The following is a 20007-nucleotide window of genomic DNA, read 5'->3' on the forward strand; positions in this document are numbered from 1 at the left end:
ACCCGGCCTGCGGGATGTGCGTTTTGCCGGGTGGCGGCTGCGCCTGACCCGGCCTACGGGTTGTGCGTTTCGCCGGGTGGCGGCTACGCCTTACCCGGCCTACAGGGTGTGCGTTTTGGCGGGAGCGGCTTCGCCTTACCCGGACGGCGGAATTGGGTTTTGTAGGCCCGGTAAGCGCAGCGCCACCGGGCGATTTTACAGAGGCAGGCGCATGGCGCAGCGGGAACCATACGCTAAACCGTGCGCCGTCTCTTCCTCGCGTTTCTGGCGCAGTTCCGGCGTCAGCGTCGTCATCATTTCAAACCCTAATCGCCTGTAGAAGGGCGCATTCCACGGGACATCACGAAACGTCGTTAACGTCAGCGAGTTCAGCCCCAGACTGCGGGCATGCGCGGCGGCACGGGCGATTAACTGGCGTCCAAGACCTCGTCCCTGCCAGTCCAGGTGAACCGACAGTTCCACAATAAACAGCGACGATGGATGAGCTTCGGCGAGAATAAAACCCACGGGCCTGTCGTCAGCCAGCGCCAGCCAGCTTAATCCGCGTCCGGCGTAACCGAGGTGATCTTCAACAGAAATAACCTCATTGTCTGCCAGCCAGGCCAGCTTAGGAACGTCGCGAAACCGCTGCCCCGCCGCGCGTTCAATGGCGGGCAGGGCAGCGACGTTGTCGAGGCGCGTCGGGCGAAGAGTGAACGCCGTCATCAGCCAGCGCTGCTCACAATTTTAATCTCCACCATGCCGATCCCCAGCTTGCGCGGAGCGTGACCGAGAATATTCCCTTCGTTAGTGGACTGCGGATCGGGTGGCACAATAACCAGCGTATTGCTGCGCGTTGGGTTATCGAAATGCAGCGTGCTGGTGGTGACATCGTTGCTCAGCGTCAGCGTCTGTTCTTTATCACCGACGCGCACCGGTATAGGACGGTTTGCGTTGGGACCAAATGCCCTGGCGGTGATCACCAGATCGAATTTCTCCGGCAGCGGATGGGTATACTCAATTTTCACCTCATCGCCCAACTGCGCGTTAGACCAGCGCCCCCAGGATTCCGGCCGTGAAATACCGCTGAACTGCTTCACCTCTTCCGGCGCGCCGGCAACATTAAAGATGAAGCTGTCTGCTTTATAACGAATGTCGTTGTCGACGATTTTCAGCAGGTCTACGTTGCGCTGATAGCGTGCGGTATCAATAACCGTATCTTTAAACGCGGTTTTTCCCTGCCACTGCGGTTTGTCAACGTGTTGCACGGTCTGCTCGCCGCCGAGTTGCCCCTGAGAGACGCACCAGTCGGTGGACAGCGACAGCTGTTGCGACCAGAGCTGGCCCATTTTGTAGCATTTGTCGACCCAGACGAAATTATCGCGCGGGGCAAATTCCGCCAGCTGGAAGCGCAGTGGCGCGGAGTATTCGCTTTCCGGCAGCGGCTCGACGCGGTTATCCGACACGCGCAGCAGCAGCGGCAGGCGGAAATGGCTGCCGGAGAACGCGATCATTTTTTTATCCTGATCGATGGTGAAATCTTTTATCTCTTTCGGGAAGTTCCACAGACGAATGATATCCGGCTTCCAGGCGAGAATTTTTTCCTTCATGTTGAGGAAGATTTCCGACAAGGACTGGCCCGAAAGCGTACTGCGGCCCAGGCCAATGAAGTTATCGCCCCCCAGAATATCCAGCACGGTAGCGCCGTTATCCATCGAGTTACGTTTTGCGGCAATGATCTCCTGCTGCGGTTTATCGCCGCGCAGCACAAAGAACAGGTTGCTGCGATCCAGCTTATTCAGCTCATCCCAGGCGCTGTTTTTCATCGCCAGATGGTCAGATGAGACGACGATGACCGTATTTTTGAAATACGGCGACGCTTTGATTTTCTCGATTAACGCCGCGATATGCTCCTGGCTACAGGTCACGGCGCTGAACGACTTGTTGTTTTTACCGTCAATGTCGTAGCCCTGACGTTTACAGGTGCGTGAGACAAAACCATCCGGATGATGCGTGTCAACGGTCAACGCAAACAGCGAGAAGCGTTTACCGGCGCGGGAAAGCTCCTCGAATTTCTTCCAGGTTTCATCAAGAACGGTATCGTCGTAAAAGCCCCAGTCGTTGCGGTAGGCCGGATCGGCCACCGTGGTTTTCAGCTCTTCGGAACCATACAGGTGATCGAAACCGTGGGATTTCAGGAACACATCTTTCCCGGCAAAGCGCAGGTTAGCGCCCTGCATAAAGTAGTTTTCATAGCCCGAGTTTTTCAGGATATCGCCGAGGCAAATGTTCTGCGGGAAGAAGCTCGACATTGAGGCGGAGGCGTTGCCTTCAAACGGGGCGAACAGCGGAATGCCGCACTGAGAGGCCACCATCCCGGCGATGGTGTAATCCGTACCGGGCAGCTGCATGGTGTGGCTGAAGTCGAGGCCCTGGTCTTTCAGCGCGCCAAGCTCTGGCGTCAGGTTCGGGAAAGCATCGTTATCAAAATAGGTGCGTTCCAGACTTTCGCCGTAGATATAGACCAGGTTGAGTCTGGGATTGTCGATCTTCTTCGAGGGTTCTTTGTAATAGGCCGCAAAGTCCGGATCGCCATCGCGCGACTGGGATTTTACCAGCTCGGTAATTTGATGGAATGCCGGGCTGGCATCCACGGAGGCCAGCGCCAGGCACAGCGCCAGCAGGCTGTAGCCATGATGATGCGGACGGTGACGGCGACGGCGCAGAACCCAGGCCAGCGCGGCGAAGATGCCCACCAGGGCGACCACCAGCCCCAGACCCGGAAGGATGTACTTACCCACACCAGCGCCGGTCAGGCTGTTGGTCAACGTGTAGAGCACCGCGTCGTTAATACCGTCGCCGGTAAAGTAATCGCTGGCATATAACGTAATGTTTAAAACAATAAAAATGCCGAGCACCACCAGGGTGGCCACAAACCACCAGGTGTGACGACCGGCTTTCCAGGCATAAACGCCGATGGAAGCCAGGAAAAGGACAAGGGACATTAACTCTGACAACAGCAGATCCTCATCATGCCGGACGCTTAGCCGGCTAATTGCTTATTTTTTGGGTAATACAATGTAATTGCGATGTCGCTTAGCTGCAATTTTAGTGTCACGAAAGTGTGCTGTTGTTAGGATTTGGTTTATAAAATCGGATTTTTGAATACAGTCGCATCGTGGCACACGGAGGCTGAGGTGGTGGCAGGGGGTAAAAAAACGCACTTCACGCCGCGGTGTAAGACTAACGTAATAAACCCGGCGTGTTGTGGCAGAAAATGGGAGGCGATCAGGAGAGGAAATTAACGCCTTGTTTCAGCACCAGATCGCAGGCTTTCGTTTTCACCTGTTTCGCCAGAGATGAATTTCCAAGGGTGCTGAGGTTCAGCTGCTGGCCATTTTGCGCGTTCAGCAGACCCTGAATACCGTCCATATAGTTGGTGTCCGCTTTCTGCTCCTGGGTGTCCAGACCCAGTTTACCCAGCACCTGGTTTTTGATGTTTTCGGTATCGGTAACGGAAGCCAGTTTCTGCTTCGCGCAGTATTCCAGAATGCCCGCCGCGTTGTTCATCGTTCCGGCGCTCAGGCTTTGGGAGCTGTTACTCAGCAGGCCGGTGAGGGACGAGGCTGACAGCCCGCCCTGGGAAGTGCCGCTCTCTTTGGTTAACTCACTTGCTGCGCTGGAGAGCGACTCCTGCCATGATGCGGCCTGCGCTGCGCCAGTCACCAGCAGGGCGCCAGTAAGGATGCTGATAAGGAACTGTTTTTTCATAATGATTTACTCAACAAGGTCCGTTTTGGGCCAAAAGTGGGTTCAGTATATACCTCTGCTCTTCCGGTGCTCCCTGGAAATATCTTAATACTCTTTGCCGGTGACGCGGCTGCGATAGCTGTCCCAGTCGAAGATGACGTACAGGCTGTTACCCAGCTTCATGCGATCCATCACCCGCTCGCCAAGAAGTCGGGTCATCTCGTCGATATTGTGGTTCGTCAGCATACCGGTTGGGCGTTTTGACGACGAACGGCGATCGACAATCTGATTGATGATCACTTTTTCGTAGCGGGACTCCGTCTGGACGCCGATCTCGTCGATGACCAGCAAATCCACGTTACTCAAATCATTCAGCAGCTGTTCTTCGCTGGTTTCGCGGTTACTGAAGGTGTCCTTCATGGCGGACATAATATCGGCCACGGTGATAATCAGCACTGACTTCCCGCGCAGCAGCAGCTCGTTGCAGATAGCGGCCGCAAGGTGATTTTTCCCCGTGCCGGGTTTTCCGCTAAAGATGAAGCTGGCAATGTTGCCGTCAAATTCATCCACGTACTGGCGCGCCTGGTTGAGGGCGTTCATCTGCCCCTGTGACTCGACCTTATAATTCTCGAAGGAACAGTTCTGGTGCAGAGGGCGAATGCCCGAGCGGTTAAAGGTGCGCTGCATTTTCATCGCGCGGTTTTCGCGGGCGAGGGCAGCCGCGCGAATTTTACCTTGCTCTTTTTGCCATGCCAGCAGCTCTTCACCGGTGGTGAAGGCGGGCTTCACGTTGGCGGGCATCATCTTCTGCAAACGTTTCATCAGGTCGCCGACGTTTTTCATTTCGCACCTCGGAATCCATCAGGGATTTTTTTGTCCGGTTCTGAAAAGGCATTGATATCACGTTTTGGCTGGCCATTGTAGCTGGCGCGGTTGATTTGCAGACTGCGCGCGAACTTTTGCTGCCACTGAACATGGTGGAAGACTTTTCCTTCAGCCTGCCAGTAAGCGGTAAAGGCCGCCAGCTCTTCTGGCGTCGCGGGCTGCGCGAGGGCTATTCCCCATAAGGCCGCCTGCCGCTGAAAATCGGCGTCCGGCTGCCAACCGGCGTACATGGGAAATTTCCCCATTGGAACGGCCACCGGGGCGCTGGCGGGTTCGTCAAAAAACTGATTATCCAGCATGACATCGCTCGCCGGACGCGACAGCTTCGCTTCAATTTCCAGAAGCTGCGCCAGACGTTCCGGCGTGACCGCATAAAACGCCGGGGCGTTGTCGGCAAATACCGCGAGCGTGCCGCCTTCGGCGTGCGTCAACACACCGCGAGGATCGCGCATAAAGGCATCAATGCCAGCAATGCTGGTAGTCAGGATTCTGGAGGACATAACACTTTCTCAACTGATTACTACGGACGTGATTGAGGGTTATGGTAGCACAGAGAGAGGGGGAGGAAAGGAGAGGATTTCCCCGGCGGCGTTACGCTTACCGGGGCTAAAATCACAGGCGGCAGTTTACGCGATGATGTTCAGCGTCACGTCGATATTGCCGCGCGTCGCGTTAGAGTACGGACAGACGATATGCGCTGCATCCACCAGTTTTTTGGCTTCCGCTGCGTCCATCCCTTCAACGTGGATGTTCAGCTTCGCTTCGATACCAAAACCGGTTGGCAGCGGGCCAATCCCCACTTCGCCTTCAATAAAGGCGTCTTTTGGCAGAGCGAATTTGTCGCGTGCCGCAACGAACTTCATTGCGCCCAGGAAGCAGGCGGAGTAGCCCGCAGCGAACAGCTGTTCAGGGTTGGTTACTTCACCCCCCATGCCGCCCATCTCTTTTGGCACACCCAGTTTGACATCCAGAACGCCATCGGAAGACGTTGCGCGGCCATCACGGCCTCCGGTTGCTTTGGCTTTGGCAGTGTAGACAACTTTTTCTAAAGACATGGCAGGTTCCTCATCTTACGTTTATATGCACTATTAAATAGCGCGCGATGTATTAAGTTAGAATCAGACGCGTAAAGTATAGCCTTACGCGCGATGAAGCTGTTGGCGCAAAAGTTCGAGCTGGTGCTTGAGCGCCAGCATGGTGTCGGTATCACACTGCGCTGCACAGCCCACGGCGTGGGGTATCGTCACGGCCTGCTGTTGCAGCGCCCGACCCGCGTCGCTCAGGGTGACGGCGACCTGACGCTCATCCTGACGGGAACGCTGGCGGAAGATTAATCCTGCGCTTTCCAGGCGTTTCAGCAGGGGAGTCAGCGTGGCGGAATCCAGGAACAGCCGCTCGCCAATGTCTGACACCGTGATATCATCCTGCTCCCACAGCACCAGCATCACAAGGTATTGCGGGTAAGTCAGGTTAAGCGGCGCCAGCAGTTGCCGGTACAGCTTGTTAAGCGCCAGATTTGCCGAATAGAGGGCAAAACAGAGCTGGTTATCCAGCAGAAGCGCGTTGGTGGTGTCGTTCGTTTTTGCGTCCATGAAATGAATATAGATAGCGCACGATACAATTGCAAGCGATTTTATTATACGCGTGGACGTTTGCGATAAAGCCATAATCCGGGGATCGACAGGCCGATGGAGAGCGCGCCCACAATCGACGAGGCTTTAAGGAAATTGCTAAGAAGCAGGATCATCTGCGGTTCGCTGTAGCCAAAGTGGCTGATTTTGACGGCGGAGATCATCGCCGTATAGGCTGAAATGCCCGGGAACATAGGAATGACTGCCGCCACGGTGAACACTTTCGGGTGCGCCAGATACCAGCGGGACCACTGAATACCGATGCTGCCGACCAGCATGGAGGCGATAAACGTCGACCATTCGATATTAAAGCCCGAGGTCATCATGATCATACGTGAGCCGTGGCCAATGGCACCCAGCAGCGCACACCAGGGTAATGCACGCTGTGGGACGTTAAACACCATCGCAAAGCCAACGGCGGGAAGGGCTGCCAGGAGCATGTCCTGCGCCAGTGCGAGCAGAAAATCCATCACGCCCATCCGCGTAACCCCCAGAGTGTCATGGCCATTACCACCCCGATACAGGTCGCCAGCGTCAGCAGGCTGGCTATCGCCCAGCGCGCCAGACCGGTGTTGATGTGGCCTTTGAACATATCAGCGACGGCGTTGATTAAGGGAAAACCCGGCACCAGCAGCAATACGCTGGCGGCCATCGCAACAGTAGGCGTGCTGGCGAAGTAAGGCTGGCGCAAAAGCAGGCCGGATACGGTTGTCGCCACGAACGCCGTGATGCAGAAGTTAATTTGCGGATGCAGTTGCCTGTGCGTCAACAACTGGCGGACATACATCGCGATGCTGCTGGCAAAGAAGGTCACGACAGCGCCGTCCCAGCCGCCCGCGTTGAGCTTGCAGAAGCAGGCGCAGGAGAGTCCCACCATCAGCACAACCAGCCAGCGTGGATACCGGAGAGGTTTGATCTGGTTGAAGCGTTTCTCTATCTCCCTCAGATCGAGCAGCTTGTGTTCAGCAAGGATCACGATGTGCTGCACTTCCGTCACGACGTGCATGTTAATGCCGCGGTCATGATTTTTACGGGTGGAGGTCAGGCACTGTCCGTCTTTAATGGTGGTCAGCACAATGGCATTTGACGAGATGGAGCTCTCAACGCTGTCCATCCCCAGCGCCAGCCCAAGGCGTGTGGAAAGTTCTTCCACGAGGGCGCTTTCTGCCCCGTGTTGTAAGAGAAAAAGCCCGCACTGAATACATAGCCGCGTGGTAGCACGTTGCGTAGACCGATCTGCCTGCATGAAACGCCCTGAAGAGAAGAGAGATTGCTTACTTTTAACACAAAGGGCAGGGCCCTTTGCGCTGGGCCAGATCAACATTTGTGCAATCAGTCGCGTGAGCAGGGGGAGAAAACCGCACTTTCTATTTATTTAATGAATATAAAAATAGAGATTTATAAAGACAATATATTAAGTATTTCTAATTTCATATTTTCAATCTTTTCACGCAATCTTAATTAAAGTTTTGTGGTCTTTATGCGATATTAAGCCAGTATTGGGCGTTTCTTAACCCATGTGACATTTCTTCTGATTTGCGAGTATTAAGCCGTTTTGTACTGAGGGATGCAAGCGTGTTTAAACTCGTAGGGTTAGTTCGTTCTTAAATAATGAATTCATGACAGGGAGGGTCTATGTTGCCATTGAATGGTAAACACGGAGTGGTGATTAGTAGAGTGCCGGTTATGCAAAATGGGCTAGGTGGCGTCATGACGCGTCATTTTCCTGATTTTGAAATAACGTACTGCCGTTCGATGCAGGAGTTGACGCTACTACAATTGCGTCGCGCTGGGGTCGTTATTGCCGATATTTCAGGTGAGTATCGTAATCCTCGCGGCACGCTTGAGCAGTATTATGGATTAATGAATCAGTATCGGGACATTCACTGGATATTCCTTGTCTCGCGTCCCCTTTATCCACTTGCAGTAGAGCTTCTTATGCGTCCGGAAAGCACGCTGCTTTCGGATATGGAACCGATCGAAGGCGTTATTAACGCTATTCGCGCGGGCAGTGAACGTGCCGAGCGAATAAGCCAGACGTTATTAATACCGGAAACGTCCGATATTGAAGAAGAGAGTGAGCAAATGATTGCGCTCACCCACTCTGAACGCAAGGTGTTGCGTTTATTAGGTAAAGGTTGGGGAATCAACCAAATAGCCACGCTGCTGAATAAAAGTAATAAAACGATCAGTGCACAGAAAAACAGTGCAATGCGCCGTTTATCACTTCGCAGTAATGCCGATATGTACGCGTGGATAAGCAGTACCCAGGGAATGCGAGAACTCAGTTTAATGTCGGCTTATGGAGAGTTTGAGGAATGGAAAAGACCACTGCAACAAGACATATCGCCGTCATCGAAAGCTGCTCAATGAGCGCTGTAGGGCTGAAGCATCTCTTTGCGATGCCCGCCCTGAGCCATTACCATGTGCACCTGTTTAGCAGATTCGCCAGCTTTAAAGCGGCGCTCTCGGATATCTCATTCTATGCGGTTATCTATTCACTGTCTGATGAGCGTGAAGAGCGGAGAAACTGTCTGGCCTGTTTACGGGATCTCACCTTCACCCACAGCGACGTCCAGCGTATCGTGCTGGCCTCTGACGAAATGGAGGCGAGGCTGGTCAGCCATCTTTCGCCTTCTCGCCTGCATGGGATAATCAGTAAATCGGTTCCGCTAAAGCAGCTAATGGAGGGGCTGGAGACATTACTCAGCGAAACGCATCAGGTGAATGACAACATGTACAATCACTGGTGTGTTAGCCAGAATCGTATGTTAAGCCCAACCGAAAGGGCAATACTGCGTTATATGTCATCGGGATTTTCAATCCCTGAAATTGCGGCGCAGCTTGAACGCAATATTAAAACCATCCGGGCGCATAAGTTTAACGCAATGGTAAAGCTGGGCGTCAATTCTGACGTGGGATTACTGGATGCGGCGGATATCCTGGCGCATCTCCCTGCCCGGGAAGTGCGTCGTTCAGCTCTCACCGTTCCTTCATTCTCTCAGCGTTAAGTGGTGCGCCAGAGTTCTTCTGGCGCAACGTTTAAATGCAGACATCGACCCATTTTGCTGCGGTCAGCTCCGCCATTCTGTCGGGCGATATACGCACCGCACTGTGGATGGCACCCGCTGCGGGTAACACTTCCGCGTACTGTTTTAATGTGATGTCACAGTAAACAGAGAGCGGATTTTCCAGTCCGAAAGGGCAGACGCCGCCAACAGGATGACCCGTCAGGGTGACGACCTCATCGCTGCTGAGCATGCGGGCTTTTGCGCCGAATGTCTCTTTAAGCTTTTTGTTATCCAGACGCGCATCGCCTTTTGCAACCACCAGAATCACGTCATTTTTAATTTTCAGTGACAGCGTTTTGGCAATTTGGCCGGGTTCAACGTTGTGCGCGGCAGCAGCAAGGGCAACAGTCGCTGTGCTTTGGTTAAGCTCAATGATCTCTATATCCGGAGCGTGTTCGGCAAAAAACTGTTGTACAGACTGCAAACTCATTGATTCCTCCTGACAAATATCCTGCGTAATCTGTCATAAGAATTTAGTCGCTGTAAATATCCCTTAAGTAACAAATATCCGTCAGGGGCGATTTCTGGATCGCCTTCACATTCACAGAAACCGGTTACAGTAACCGGTTGCAGAGCGTGATGCAGAGATTAATACTAAGTGTGTAACTTCCCCTGTATCTAATAATAAGAGCTAATTATGAAACCATTCCGTTTGAGCAGTACCGCAGGTACACGATCCGGCAAGGTTGTGACGCTGATGTATGGAACAACGTGTGACGTGAGAGCGTCCAAAACGAACGTCTGACAGGAGATCTGCTATGTCTGCCAACCACGCTGCATTTAATCTGATTTTCCGCTTCGTTGAAAATTATGTCAGCCCTATTGCCGGGCGCATCTCTTCCCAGCGTCACGTTATGGCTATTCGTGACGGGTTTATCTCAGCGATGCCGTTTATGATTGTAGGCTCGTTTTTATTAGTGTTCGCTTACCCGCCTTTTTCGCCTGATACCACCTGGGGTTTTGCTCGCGCCTGGCTGGATATGGCGAAGCAGTTTGAAGGTCAAATTCTGACGCCGTTTGATATGACGATGGGGGTGATGTCCCTTTATATCTGTGCGGCTATCGCCTACAACCTGGGCAAACATTACGTTAAAACCCATCAGCTGGATCCGTTCATGTGCGCGATGCTGTCGCTGATGGCGTTCCTGCTGGTCGCCGCCCCTAAAACCAAAGGCGCTTTACCGGTGGATAGCCTGGGAGGGACCGGTATTTTCACCGCGATTCTGGTGGCGATCTATTGCGTTGAGATGATGCGTTTCCTGAAAGCACACAATATCGGGATCCGCCTGCCAGACCAGGTTCCGCCGATGATCAAAAACTCGTTTGACCTGCTGATCCCGGTGCTGGTGGTGGTGCTCACGCTCTACCCGCTGAGCCTGCTGATCCAGTCGCAGTTCGGTATGCTGATCCCACAGGCCATCATGTCGATATTCAAACCGCTGGTCTCTGCGGCTGACTCGCTGCCTGCGATCCTGCTGGCGGTGCTGATTGGCCACCTGCTGTGGTTTGCCGGGATCCACGGCGCGGCGATTGTCTCCGGGATGCTGCAAATGTTCTGGCTGACAAACCTGGGGGCGAACCAGACCGCGCTGGCGGCGAGCCAGCCTTTGCCACACATCTTTATGGAAGCCTTCTGGACGTTCTTTATCGTTATCGGCGGATCGGGGGCGACGATGGGGCTGGTGTTCTGCTATCTGCGTAGCCGCTCCGCGCACCTGCGCTCCATTGGACGTCTGAGCGTGGTACCAAGCATTTTCAATATCAATGAACCGGTGATTTTCGGTACGCCGATTGTGATGAACCCGGTGTTCTTTATTCCTTTCCTGCTGGCGCCGATGGTTAATGCCGTGCTGGCATGGGCAGCGATGAAGTTTGATCTGATTGGCCGCGTGATTTCCGTTGTGCCGTGGACGGCACCGGCTCCGGTTGGTGCCGCCTGGGCGCTGGGCTGGGATTTCCGTGCAGCCATTCTGGTGCTGGTTTTGGCCTGCGTTTCCGCCATTATCTATTTCCCGTTCTTCAAGGTGTACGAGAAACAGTTGCTTCAGCAGGAAGCGGAAGAAGCACAGCGTAATGGAGAAGAGGAAAATCAGCAGGTCGCTTAGGTAAAAGCAAAACGGCAACGCAGGTTGCCGTTTTTAATGTTTGTTCCCTCTCTCTGCGGGTTTCAGGCCGGGCCAGACTACTTAAGCGTGCAATCGCCACACTGCTGGACGTCCGGCAGACGGTAGCGCTGACAGCAGGTACGACGTACCAGAAGTCCCTCACGCGGAACCACGGTGCGGTAAAGAGGGTTATCCCGTCCATCCGACAGCTGTCTGGCAAAGAAACAGCTCTGACGCAGTGCATCCACTTTCTCGTCGCCGAGCAGCGGCTTCATCTCCGTTAAATACCAGTGGATAAGATACCCGGTATTACTCCAGATCAGTTTGCCGTTAATCTCTCCCGTCGCTTCCAGCGCATCAATGACCGGAACCAGCGCTCTTGTAATCAGCCGTTCCATACGCGCCTGCGCTGACAGGTGTCTCGCGCTCGGATCTTCGTGTACATCAATCCAGAAACAGGCAGCGCGCCCGGTTTCATGAAACTCAACATGGAAATGTTCCGACGAGAGATCGAGCATCGTTTCCTGGGTCAACAGGGCCAGCATGACAGGCGGCACCATCAGCCCGATATACCACTGTGCCCAGAGGGATAACAGCGGTTTGTTTTCCCGCGTCAGGGTAGGTTGGTTACGATAAATATGGTCGGAATAGGTTGCCAGCAGTGACCGCAGCTCCGCAGGGCGTTGCCACTCAGTCAGCGTCAGAGCATGATGCGGCGGTGCTTCATCCAGTTTGATGAAATCCAGCAGATGGGCGCGCGTTACGGCAATTTTTTCCCGAATGGCATCCGCAAGCGTCGTTTCCCCGGCGGAGAGTGGAGCTCGCCAGAGCAGGGGCTCAACGATGTGTGCGGTACGAGTCGCCATAGTGTGGATTACAAATCTAAATGATAATGATTGCCAATCCTAACTATAGATAAAACCGAGCGCAAGCGTTTTATCCTGGCGCTGTGAAGGCGGTTTCAGGCGGTATGAAGCTCTTCGCTCAGCAGAATGCTGTTACGTCCCATATGCTTGGCTTCATAGAGGGCTTTATCGGCTTTCGCCAGCGCGCCCTCAACGTCTTCACCTTCGAACATGGCGATGCCGATGCTGATGGTCACGTTAGTGGCGACGCTTTCGTTAAACATATGGGGGATTTTAAGATCGTAAACCTTCTGACGTATGCGTTCAGCCGTCTGTCGCGCTTGCTCCAGCGGGATGTTACTCAACAGCACCATAAATTCTTCCCCGCCAAACCGGGCGACAACATCGCGTGAGCGCACGGCGTCGCGTATCGCAGCCGAGACCCTGATCAAGGCCTGATCGCCCATCATATGGCCATAATGGTCGTTGTAGGCTTTGAAGTGGTCGATATCCATCAGCAGCACGAAGTGCTCGCCAGCGTCAGGCCTGGGAAGATTCTCCAGCCGGCTTTGCAGCCCGCGACGGTTATATAGGCCGGTGAGCGGGTCCATCATGCTGAGATCGGTCAGGGTTTCGCGCTCCTCCAGCAGCTCGGAAAGCAGCTCCTGGGCGAAACGGTCATTGCGCCGCTGAAGAACATGATGGATACCAATGGCGACCACCGGCAGCGCGAAAAAATAGGCCATTCTCAGCCAGTTTTCGGACGGACTAAGCCACAGGCAGGATATAAAAGCGGGAAATGAATGTAACGTAAAGGCTTTAATATTACTTGCGAACGCCAGAGACCCTATAAAAAGCACTGTTAATAGCGCCATCATTAAATAGGTCGCGTGATCGTGCGTGATTAACAGAAATTTAGAGACGATCTGCCAGGCCCATAAAAGACCAAAAATAGCTGAAACAACAGGGATATTTATTTTTCGCGTGCTGTTTTTCCAGTGCCAGATAAGTAAGCCTGTGCTGATAGTCAGTACGGCAAAGAGCGGGACTGATAACACACGCACGGAATAGAGAGGGTTTGTTACCGAGAACAATGCTGATGCGGCGTTCAGAAATAAAAACAAACGTAAAGATAGCTGATATTTCTTGTTGACTAAAGACAGCCAGGATTGTGATGTCATATGCGTGCGTTTTTATTAAAACTCAATTAAAACAATGAGCAAGGTGTTGTTGTGTAATATTGGGCGCTACAAAATTGAATTTTTATTATCAGAAAAACTTTATCGGAAGTTAACAGGTGGGCAATTTATCACCTTACACATTCTCTGTCATTATGGGAAAGCAATTGCTGGCGCAATTTCTTACGTCGCATGCTGACAAGTGATAATTACTATCATATGATACTGGTTATCATTATCAGTGCGAGAGGTGAAACCATGTTGAGCAAAGCGCTGGGAAGTGGGTGGGGAATATTACTGCCTGGTTCCATTATCGGTGGGCTAATGTTTGCCGATCTCCCCATTGATGTCTGGAAAGCAATGATTGTTTCAGGCTTGCTGGTGACATCCGCAATGATCTGGCACAAACAGTTACGGCATTACGTGCTGCTGCCATCATGCGTTGCGCTAATCAGTGGACTGCTGGTGATTCTGATGAGTTTGAAATAAAAGGGAAAAACAGGAGGCACTGCTGAGGGGATGTAAGATAATTGGTGCGAGGGGGGGGACTTGAACCCCCACGTCCGTAAGGACACTAACACCTGAAGCTAGCGCGTCTACCAATTCCGCCACCTTCGCACAGTCATCTTACTGGTTTGATATCGCCTCGTTGGTGCGAGGGGGGGGACTCGAACCCCCACATCCTAAGGACACTAACACCTGAAGCTAGCGCGTCTACCAATTCCGCCACCTTCGCCCAGTGCGAGCAATATCAACGTGATTTATGGTGCGAGGGGGGGGACTTGAACCCCCACGTCCGTAAGGACACTAACACCTGAAGCTAGCGCGTCTACCAATTCCGCCACCTTCGCATACCATCGACACTGTAAAAGTATCGTAACCACGGAGGCGCATTCTAGATGTTTTCAGCTTTACGTCAACAGAAAATTGCGCACGTTGTTTTGATTGCTGCAAAAATGGGCGATGGCAGCGTCAGCCATCGCCGGACCGGGGGGTTACTTTTTCGCCTGGCGCGTCATCACGGTGCGATAGACCTTAAAGCGGCCCGTCTGGGCGATCACTTCGTGGAAGCCAAAGGTTTCATCCAGCACTTTCGGGTACGCGAGGAAGGCGTTCGCTACGATACGCAGCTCACCGCCGCTGTTGAGGTGACGGGTTGCGCCACGGATCAGCGTTTGCGCCGCTTCAAGGCTGGTCTCCATTCCGTCGTGGAACGGCGGGTTAGAGATGATCATGTCAAAGCGACCGGTCACGTCGGAGAAGACGTTGCTGGCAAACACGTCACCTTCTATGCCATTCGCAGCAAGCGTGGCGCGGCTGGCTTCTACTGCCGGGGCGCTCACGTCACACAGGGTTAAACGCACTTTTGGTGAGTGGCTGGCGAGAACCGTTGACAGCACGCCCGCGCCACAGCCGACGTCCAGCACCTTGCCCTTGGTGTGAGGCGTCAGGGTGGACAGCAGCAGCTTGCTGCCCGTATCGAGCGCATCACGACTGAACACGCCCGGCAGGGTTTTAATGGTCAGGCCGTCAAGCTGGTACTCGTCCCAGAAGGCGTCGGCATCGAAGGTGGTCTGTTTTTCCAGACGACCATGGTACAGTCCGCAGCGACGGGCGCTGTCGATTTTCGTCAGCGGCGCCCAGGCTTCGAGCATCTGCTCTGCGCTACGCACCCCGCTGCGGTTCTCACCGACAACAAAAATATCGCAGCCGACCGGCAGCAGAGAAAGCAGGTTCATCAGCTGGAACTGGGCTTCCGGCTTGTTTTTTGGCCAGTAGTAAATGAGCGTATCGCAGTCAGCAATATCGCTCTGCTCCGCCGCCAGGCTAAAGCGCGCGCGCTCGCCCATCTGGCGGCTCAGCACCTGCCAGTGGTGATAGTACTGGGTGTGGGCACGGCTTTCAGCACAGTCGAAACGCGCGGGCAGGTCATCCTGCATATCTCCGGCAAACAGAATACGGCTTTCTTCGAAATCATCACTGTGACGCAGCAAGACTTCACTTGCCGGGGTAAATGCAGACATGAATTGTTCCTCAATAAACTCAGGCGGGGATTATAGTAGGTAGATGGCGCAGTTTCGACACATTTGCTATATTTGCGCGCCTGAGAGACAGGAGTTTTCGCTATGACATCCCGACGAGACTGGCAGTTGCAGCAGCTGGGCATTACCCAGTGGGCTTTGCGTCGCCCGACGGCGTTGCGGGGCGAAATAGCCATCTCCATACCTGCGCATGTCCGCCTGGTGATGGTGGCAGAAGCGCCGCCTGCCCTGAACGAGCCCCTGATTGAGGATGTCCTTCGCACCCTGAAGGTGACCCGCGATCAGGTATTACAGCTGGCGCCTGAAAGCGTCGCGATGCTTCCCCCTGACAGCCGCTGTAACAGCTGGCGAATCGGGGCGGTGGACGAGCTACCTCTTGAAGGAAGCCAGATCAGTTCGCCAGCGCTGGACGAACTGAAAGCCAACCCAAAAGCGCGTAGCGCGCTATGGCAACAAATTTGCGAATATGAACACGATTTCTTCCCTCACGACGGTTGACCTGACCACCGCGTTCGCGATTGAAACCCGCGCCCATGCCTTTCCGTGGAGCGAAAAGACGTTTGCCAGCAATCAGGGCGAACGCTATTTAAATCTCCGCCTGGACGTTGACGGTGCGATGGCTGCGTTCGCCATCACACAGGTCGTTCTGGACGAGGCGACGCTGTTTAATATTGCGGTCGATCCCGCTTATCAGCGCCGCGGGCTGGGCAGGGAACTGCTTGAGCACCTCATTCGTGAGCTGGAAACCCGTGACGTTTTCACCCTGTGGCTGGAGGTGCGCGCGTCCAATGTCGCCGCCATCGCGCTCTATGAAAGCTTAGGCTTCAACGAGGCGACTATCCGCCGTAACTACTACCCCACCGCAGAGGGACGTGAAGACGCCATTATCATGGCTCTGCCGATTGGATAACGAAAATAAGGTTGTAACGATGAAATGGGACTGGATTTTCTTTGATGCCGACGAAACGCTGTTTACGTTTGACTCGTTCGGCGGCCTACAGCGGATGTTTCTCGACTATAGCGTGACGTTCACCGCGGAAGATTTTCAGGACTATCAGGCGGTGAACAAACCGCTGTGGGTGGATTACCAGAACGGAGCCATCACCGCGTTACAGCTTCAGCATCAGCGTTTTGACGTGTGGGCTGAACGGTTAAACGTCAGTCCTGGGGCGCTGAACGAGGCCTTCCTGAATGCGATGGCGGATATCTGCGCGCCGCTGCCCGGCGCCGTTTCTCTGCTGGATTCGCTGAAAGGGAAGGTGAAGCTTGGGATCATTACCAACGGCTTTACCGCGCTTCAGCAGATCCGCCTTGAACGCACCGGCCTGCGCGATCATTTCGACGCGCTGGTGATCTCCGAAGAGGTGGGCGTACCGAAGCCGGATCCGCGTATTTTCGATTATGCGCTGGCGCAAGCGGGCAATCCTGACCGCGATCGCGTGCTGATGGTGGGGGATACGGCAGAATCTGATATTCTGGGAGGTATGAGATCGGGCCTGTCGACCGTCTGGCTGAATGCGCATGGTCGCACGCTGCCGGAAGGCATCGAGCCGACCTGGACCGTTACGTCATTGAACGAACTGGAGCAGCTCCTGTGTAAACAATGATTGCCTGCCCCCTGTTGATGGGTAAAATAGCCGCATTTTTCGTATTCCATGATGCGCGGCCTGCTGCCGCGCTTACCTAAGAAGAATTGATTATGACGTTGTCTCCTTATCTGCAAGAGGTGGCCAAACGCCGCACTTTTGCCATTATCTCGCACCCGGATGCCGGTAAAACGACCATCACCGAGAAGGTGTTGCTGTTCGGACAGGCGATCCAGACCGCGGGTACCGTTAAAGGCCGTGGCTCCAGCCAGCATGCTAAATCCGACTGGATGGAGATGGAAAAGCAGCGTGGTATTTCGATTACCACCTCCGTGATGCAGTTCCCGTATCACGACTGCCTGGTGAACCTGCTGGACACCCCGGGGCACGAAGACTTCTCCGAAGATACCTACCGTACGCTGACGGCGGTGGACTGCTGCCTGATGGTGATCGACGCCGCGAAAGGTGTTGAAGATCGTACCCGCAAGCTGATGGAAGTCACCCGTCTGCGCGATACGCCGATCCTCACCTTTATGAACAAACTCGACCGTGACATCCGTGATCCGATGGAGCTGATGGATGAAGTGGAAAACGAGCTGAAGATTGCCTGCGCGCCAATCACCTGGCCGATTGGCTGCGGCAAGCTGTTCAAAGGGGTTTACCACCTCTATAAAGACGAAACCTACCTGTACCAGACCGGTAAGGGCCACACCATTCAGGAAGTCCGCATTGTGAAAGGTCTGGACAACCCGGAGCTGGACGCCGCTGTCGGTGAAGAGCTGGCCGCCCAGCTGCGCGATGAGCTGGAGCTGGTTAAAGGCGCGTCGCATGAGTTCGACAGAGAGCTGTTCCTGAGCGGTGAAATTACCCCGGTCTTCTTCGGTACCGCACTCGGCAACTTCGGCGTTGACCATATGCTCGACGGTCTGGTTGAGTGGGCCCCGCAGCCGATGCCGCGTAAAACCGACACCCGCGAAGTAGAAGCGAAGGAAGAGAAGTTCTCCGGCTTCGTCTTTAAAATTCAGGCCAACATGGACCCGAAACACCGCGACCGCGTCGCCTTTATGCGCGTGGTTTCCGGTAAGTACGAAAAGGGCATGAAGCTGCGTCAGGTCCGTATCGGTAAAGACGTAGTGATATCCGACGCGCTGACCTTCATGGCGGGCGACCGTTCGCATGTAGAAGAAGCCTATCCGGGTGACATCATTGGTTTACACAACCACGGTACCATTCAGATTGGCGATACCTTCACGCAAGGCGAAATGATGAAGTTCACCGGTATCCCTAACTTCGCGCCAGAACTGTTCCGCCGCATTCGCCTGCGCGATCCGCTGAAGCAGAAGCAGCTGCTGAAAGGCCTGGTCCAGCTTTCCGAAGAGGGTGCGGTACAGGTGTTCCGCCCCATCGCCAACAACGATCTGATCGTGGGCGCGGTAGGTGTGCTCCAGTTCGACGTGGTGGTTGCCCGTCTTAAGAGCGAGTACAACGTGGAAGCGATTTACGAATCGGTGAACGTGGCGACGGCGCGCTGGGTTGAGTGTTCTGACGTGAAGAAATTCGAAGAATTTAAACGTAAGAACGAAGTTCAGCTGGCGCTGGACGGTGGCGATAACCTGACCTATATCGCCCCAACCATGGTAAACCTGAACCTGACGCAGGAACGTTATCCTGATGTTCAGTTCCGCAAAACGCGCGAGCATTAATTTCCTTTCAGAGCACGGCAGCCGCCGTGCTCTTCTTTAATTCCTGTGTTATTAAACCCTTGCGGAATGTTCTTAATTCACCGCAATTTTTCGCTATTCGTTCGTTTTTTCCCCAATTCTGAATGCACCCCTCTGATTGTGATCTATATTTAACTCAGTGTTTAGCACCGGGCGTGGATGAATTAACTGTTCAATGCATGTCCATTGGTTCTCCATTTTGCCCCGGTGTTAATTCGCAATATATAAAACCAAGATTAGGGAAGTATGTCGCCCAAATAATGGGCAAAACACAGGAATAAATCGATGAATATGACAAGACTGAAGATTTCTAAAACTCTGCTGGCTGTAACATTGGGTAGTGTCCTGGTAAGCGGTTCTGCTCTGGCGGAAACCAGCACCATGGATAAAGCGCAAAATTCCGCCAATACCGCAGGGGAAAAAATCGATAGCTCTATGAATAAAGTCGGTAATTTCATGGATGACAGCTCAATCACAGCAAAAGTGAAAGCCGCACTGGTGGATCACGAATCCATCAAGAGCACCGATATTTCTGTTAAAACCGACAACAAGGTTGTCACCCTGAGCGGTTTCGTTGAAAGCCAGACCCAGGCTGAAGAAGCCGTTAAAGTGGCGAAAGGCGTTGAGGGCGTAAGCTCCGTCAGCGACAAACTGCACGTACGTGACAGCAAAGAATCGTCGGTGAAGGGCTATGCCGGAGATGCAGCAACTACCAGCGAAATCAAAGCTAAACTGTTAGCTGACGACATCGTGCCATCCCGTATGGTGAAAGTTGAAACCACCGATGGTGTGGTCCAGCTGTCCGGTACGGTTGAGAATCAGGCACAAAGCGATCGTGCCGAGTCAATTGCGAAAGCTATTGATGGTGTGAAAAGCGTCAAAAACGATCTGAAAACGAAGTAAAGCAGTACCATTCGCCCGTCAGGCTGAAAACCGCGGGCGAAATAAAAACGATTCTGGAAAAGCCGGTGAGTGACCTGAGCGCTCACGTTTAGCGGCCGACATTAACTATGGTAAAGGAGAGGCTTATGTTTCGTTGGGGCATTATATTTCTGGTTATCGCGTTAATTGCCGCCGCATTGGGCTTTGGTGGACTGGCGGGTACCGCGGCATGGGCAGCGAAAATTGTCTTCGTCGTCGGTATTATTCTGTTCCTGGTCAGCCTGTTTACGGGTCGACGTCGCCCGTAGCAAACGCAATATTTACTAAACAAA

The 20007-nt window shown here is 53.6% G+C and carries 23 protein-coding genes and 3 tRNA genes; 10 read left to right on the forward strand and 16 right to left on the reverse strand.

Going from position 1 to position 20007, the window contains the following annotated elements:
- Positions 1 to 195: 195 nt before the first annotated feature.
- The 9 genes from ACOTWU_RS10020 to ACOTWU_RS10060 all read right to left on the reverse strand — a co-directional run bounded on the left by ACOTWU_RS10020 (position 196) and on the right by ACOTWU_RS10060 (position 7491).
- Complete coding sequence (locus ACOTWU_RS10020; protein ID WP_126498712.1) at positions 196 to 705, reverse strand: GNAT family N-acetyltransferase; 510 nt, start codon at positions 703 to 705, stop codon at positions 196 to 198.
- Positions 705 to 2996 (reverse strand): phosphatidylglycerol--membrane-oligosaccharide glycerophosphotransferase, encoded by a 2292-nt coding sequence (gene opgB / locus ACOTWU_RS10025; protein WP_047726414.1) that lies wholly within the window; start codon positions 2994 to 2996, stop codon positions 705 to 707. The genes ACOTWU_RS10020 and opgB overlap by 1 nt, the downstream gene beginning before the upstream one ends.
- Positions 2997 to 3267: 271 nt before the next feature.
- The gene (locus ACOTWU_RS10030; protein ID WP_015572603.1) at positions 3268 to 3750 is read right to left on the reverse strand and encodes a DUF2501 domain-containing protein; all 483 of its coding nucleotides are present in this window, start codon (positions 3748 to 3750) and stop codon (positions 3268 to 3270) included.
- Positions 3751 to 3834: 84 nt separating this feature from the next.
- Entirely contained in the window at positions 3835 to 4572 is a 738-nt protein-coding gene (gene dnaC / locus ACOTWU_RS10035; RefSeq protein ID WP_003856580.1) for a DNA replication protein DnaC, read from the reverse strand.
- Entirely contained in the window at positions 4569 to 5114 is a 546-nt protein-coding gene (dnaT, locus tag ACOTWU_RS10040; protein WP_252049371.1) for a primosomal protein DnaT, read from the reverse strand. The genes dnaC and dnaT overlap by 4 nt, the downstream gene beginning before the upstream one ends.
- 126 nt (positions 5115 to 5240) lie before the next feature.
- Positions 5241 to 5669 carry an organic hydroperoxide resistance protein gene (locus ACOTWU_RS10045; RefSeq protein WP_003856578.1) on the reverse strand — a complete coding sequence of 143 codons (429 nt, stop codon included), beginning with the start codon at positions 5667 to 5669 and terminating at the stop codon, positions 5241 to 5243.
- 84 nt (positions 5670 to 5753) lie between these two features.
- Positions 5754 to 6206, reverse strand: a complete 453-nt coding sequence (locus ACOTWU_RS10050) for a MarR family winged helix-turn-helix transcriptional regulator (protein WP_023295883.1) — start codon at positions 6204 to 6206, stop codon at positions 5754 to 5756.
- Between the two features lie 44 nt (positions 6207 to 6250).
- Entirely contained in the window at positions 6251 to 6724 is a 474-nt protein-coding gene (locus ACOTWU_RS10055; RefSeq protein ID WP_015572605.1) for a threonine/serine exporter, read from the reverse strand.
- On the reverse strand, positions 6715 to 7491 hold the full coding sequence (locus ACOTWU_RS10060) for a threonine/serine ThrE exporter family protein (protein WP_017383842.1): 777 nt from the start codon (positions 7489 to 7491) through the stop codon (positions 6715 to 6717). Before ACOTWU_RS10060 ends, ACOTWU_RS10055 begins: the two co-directional genes overlap by 10 nt.
- A gap of 389 nt (positions 7492 to 7880) precedes the next feature.
- Here ACOTWU_RS10060 and ACOTWU_RS10065 point away from each other — a divergent pair, with 389 nt between their 5' ends.
- A complete protein-coding gene (locus ACOTWU_RS10065) occupies positions 7881 to 8618 on the forward strand; it encodes a helix-turn-helix transcriptional regulator (protein WP_017383841.1) in 738 nt (245 codons plus the stop codon).
- On the forward strand, positions 8615 to 9256 hold the full coding sequence (gene bglJ, locus ACOTWU_RS10070; protein ID WP_033486720.1) for a DNA-binding transcriptional activator BglJ: 642 nt from the start codon (positions 8615 to 8617) through the stop codon (positions 9254 to 9256). Before ACOTWU_RS10065 ends, bglJ begins: the two co-directional genes overlap by 4 nt.
- Positions 9257 to 9287: 31 nt before the next feature.
- On the opposite strand, the gene ACOTWU_RS10075 is transcribed toward bglJ, so the two are convergent.
- Complete coding sequence (locus ACOTWU_RS10075; RefSeq protein WP_003856572.1) at positions 9288 to 9746, reverse strand: YbaK/EbsC family protein; 459 nt, start codon at positions 9744 to 9746, stop codon at positions 9288 to 9290.
- A 328-nt stretch (positions 9747 to 10074) separates the two neighbouring features.
- Here ACOTWU_RS10075 and ACOTWU_RS10080 point away from each other — a divergent pair, with 328 nt between their 5' ends.
- Positions 10075 to 11421: a PTS cellobiose transporter subunit IIC gene (locus tag ACOTWU_RS10080; RefSeq protein WP_003856571.1), complete on the forward strand. Its 1347-nt coding sequence runs from the start codon at positions 10075 to 10077 to the stop codon at positions 11419 to 11421.
- Between the two features lie 77 nt (positions 11422 to 11498).
- On the opposite strand, the gene fhuF is transcribed toward ACOTWU_RS10080, so the two are convergent.
- On the reverse strand, positions 11499 to 12287 hold the full coding sequence (gene fhuF, locus ACOTWU_RS10085) for a siderophore-iron reductase FhuF (RefSeq protein WP_003856570.1): 789 nt from the start codon (positions 12285 to 12287) through the stop codon (positions 11499 to 11501).
- Positions 12288 to 12382: 95 nt separating this feature from the next.
- A complete protein-coding gene (locus ACOTWU_RS10090) occupies positions 12383 to 13447 on the reverse strand; it encodes a GGDEF domain-containing protein (protein ID WP_003856569.1) in 1065 nt (354 codons plus the stop codon).
- Positions 13448 to 13663: 216 nt separating this feature from the next.
- On the opposite strand from ACOTWU_RS10090, the gene ACOTWU_RS10095 reads away from it, so the two are divergent.
- Positions 13664 to 13933, forward strand: coding sequence for a DUF1435 domain-containing protein (locus ACOTWU_RS10095; RefSeq protein WP_026080652.1), 270 nt, complete (start codon positions 13664 to 13666; stop codon positions 13931 to 13933).
- 42 nt (positions 13934 to 13975) lie between these two features.
- Here the strand turns inward: ACOTWU_RS10095 and ACOTWU_RS10100 are convergent.
- The 4 genes from ACOTWU_RS10100 to rsmC all read right to left on the reverse strand — a co-directional run bounded on the left by ACOTWU_RS10100 (position 13976) and on the right by rsmC (position 15468).
- Positions 13976 to 14062 (reverse strand) — tRNA-Leu (locus ACOTWU_RS10100).
- 32 nt (positions 14063 to 14094) lie between these two features.
- Positions 14095 to 14180: transfer RNA gene (locus ACOTWU_RS10105), tRNA-Leu, on the reverse strand.
- A 28-nt stretch (positions 14181 to 14208) separates the two neighbouring features.
- A tRNA-Leu gene (locus tag ACOTWU_RS10110) sits at positions 14209 to 14295 on the reverse strand.
- A 144-nt stretch (positions 14296 to 14439) separates the two neighbouring features.
- Positions 14440 to 15468 (reverse strand): 16S rRNA (guanine(1207)-N(2))-methyltransferase RsmC, encoded by a 1029-nt coding sequence (gene rsmC, locus ACOTWU_RS10115; RefSeq protein WP_015572609.1) that lies wholly within the window; start codon positions 15466 to 15468, stop codon positions 14440 to 14442.
- Between the two features lie 102 nt (positions 15469 to 15570).
- On the opposite strand from rsmC, the gene ACOTWU_RS10120 reads away from it, so the two are divergent.
- The 6 genes from ACOTWU_RS10120 (at position 15571) to ACOTWU_RS10145 (ending at position 19983) form a co-directional block, all read left to right on the forward strand.
- Positions 15571 to 15984: a DNA polymerase III subunit psi gene (locus ACOTWU_RS10120; protein WP_023295888.1), complete on the forward strand. Its 414-nt coding sequence runs from the start codon at positions 15571 to 15573 to the stop codon at positions 15982 to 15984.
- Positions 15953 to 16396, forward strand: a complete 444-nt coding sequence (gene rimI / locus ACOTWU_RS10125; protein ID WP_017383836.1) for a ribosomal protein S18-alanine N-acetyltransferase — start codon at positions 15953 to 15955, stop codon at positions 16394 to 16396. Before ACOTWU_RS10120 ends, rimI begins: the two co-directional genes overlap by 32 nt.
- A gap of 19 nt (positions 16397 to 16415) precedes the next feature.
- Complete coding sequence (yjjG, locus tag ACOTWU_RS10130) at positions 16416 to 17093, forward strand: pyrimidine 5'-nucleotidase (RefSeq protein WP_017383835.1); 678 nt, start codon at positions 16416 to 16418, stop codon at positions 17091 to 17093.
- Between the two features lie 92 nt (positions 17094 to 17185).
- Positions 17186 to 18775: a peptide chain release factor 3 gene (prfC, locus tag ACOTWU_RS10135; RefSeq protein WP_006810210.1), complete on the forward strand. Its 1590-nt coding sequence runs from the start codon at positions 17186 to 17188 to the stop codon at positions 18773 to 18775.
- Between the two features lie 303 nt (positions 18776 to 19078).
- Positions 19079 to 19696 carry a molecular chaperone OsmY gene (gene osmY, locus ACOTWU_RS10140; RefSeq protein ID WP_015572610.1) on the forward strand — a complete coding sequence of 206 codons (618 nt, stop codon included), beginning with the start codon at positions 19079 to 19081 and terminating at the stop codon, positions 19694 to 19696.
- Positions 19697 to 19821: 125 nt separating this feature from the next.
- Positions 19822 to 19983 carry a DUF1328 domain-containing protein gene (locus ACOTWU_RS10145; protein WP_003856556.1) on the forward strand — a complete coding sequence of 54 codons (162 nt, stop codon included), beginning with the start codon at positions 19822 to 19824 and terminating at the stop codon, positions 19981 to 19983.
- The last annotated feature ends 24 nt before the right edge of the window (positions 19984 to 20007 follow it).

This window comes from Enterobacter cloacae complex sp. GYL001 (genome assembly GCF_049237125.1).
GTDB classification, from domain to species: Bacteria; Pseudomonadota; Gammaproteobacteria; order Enterobacterales; family Enterobacteriaceae; genus Enterobacter; species Enterobacter hormaechei_C.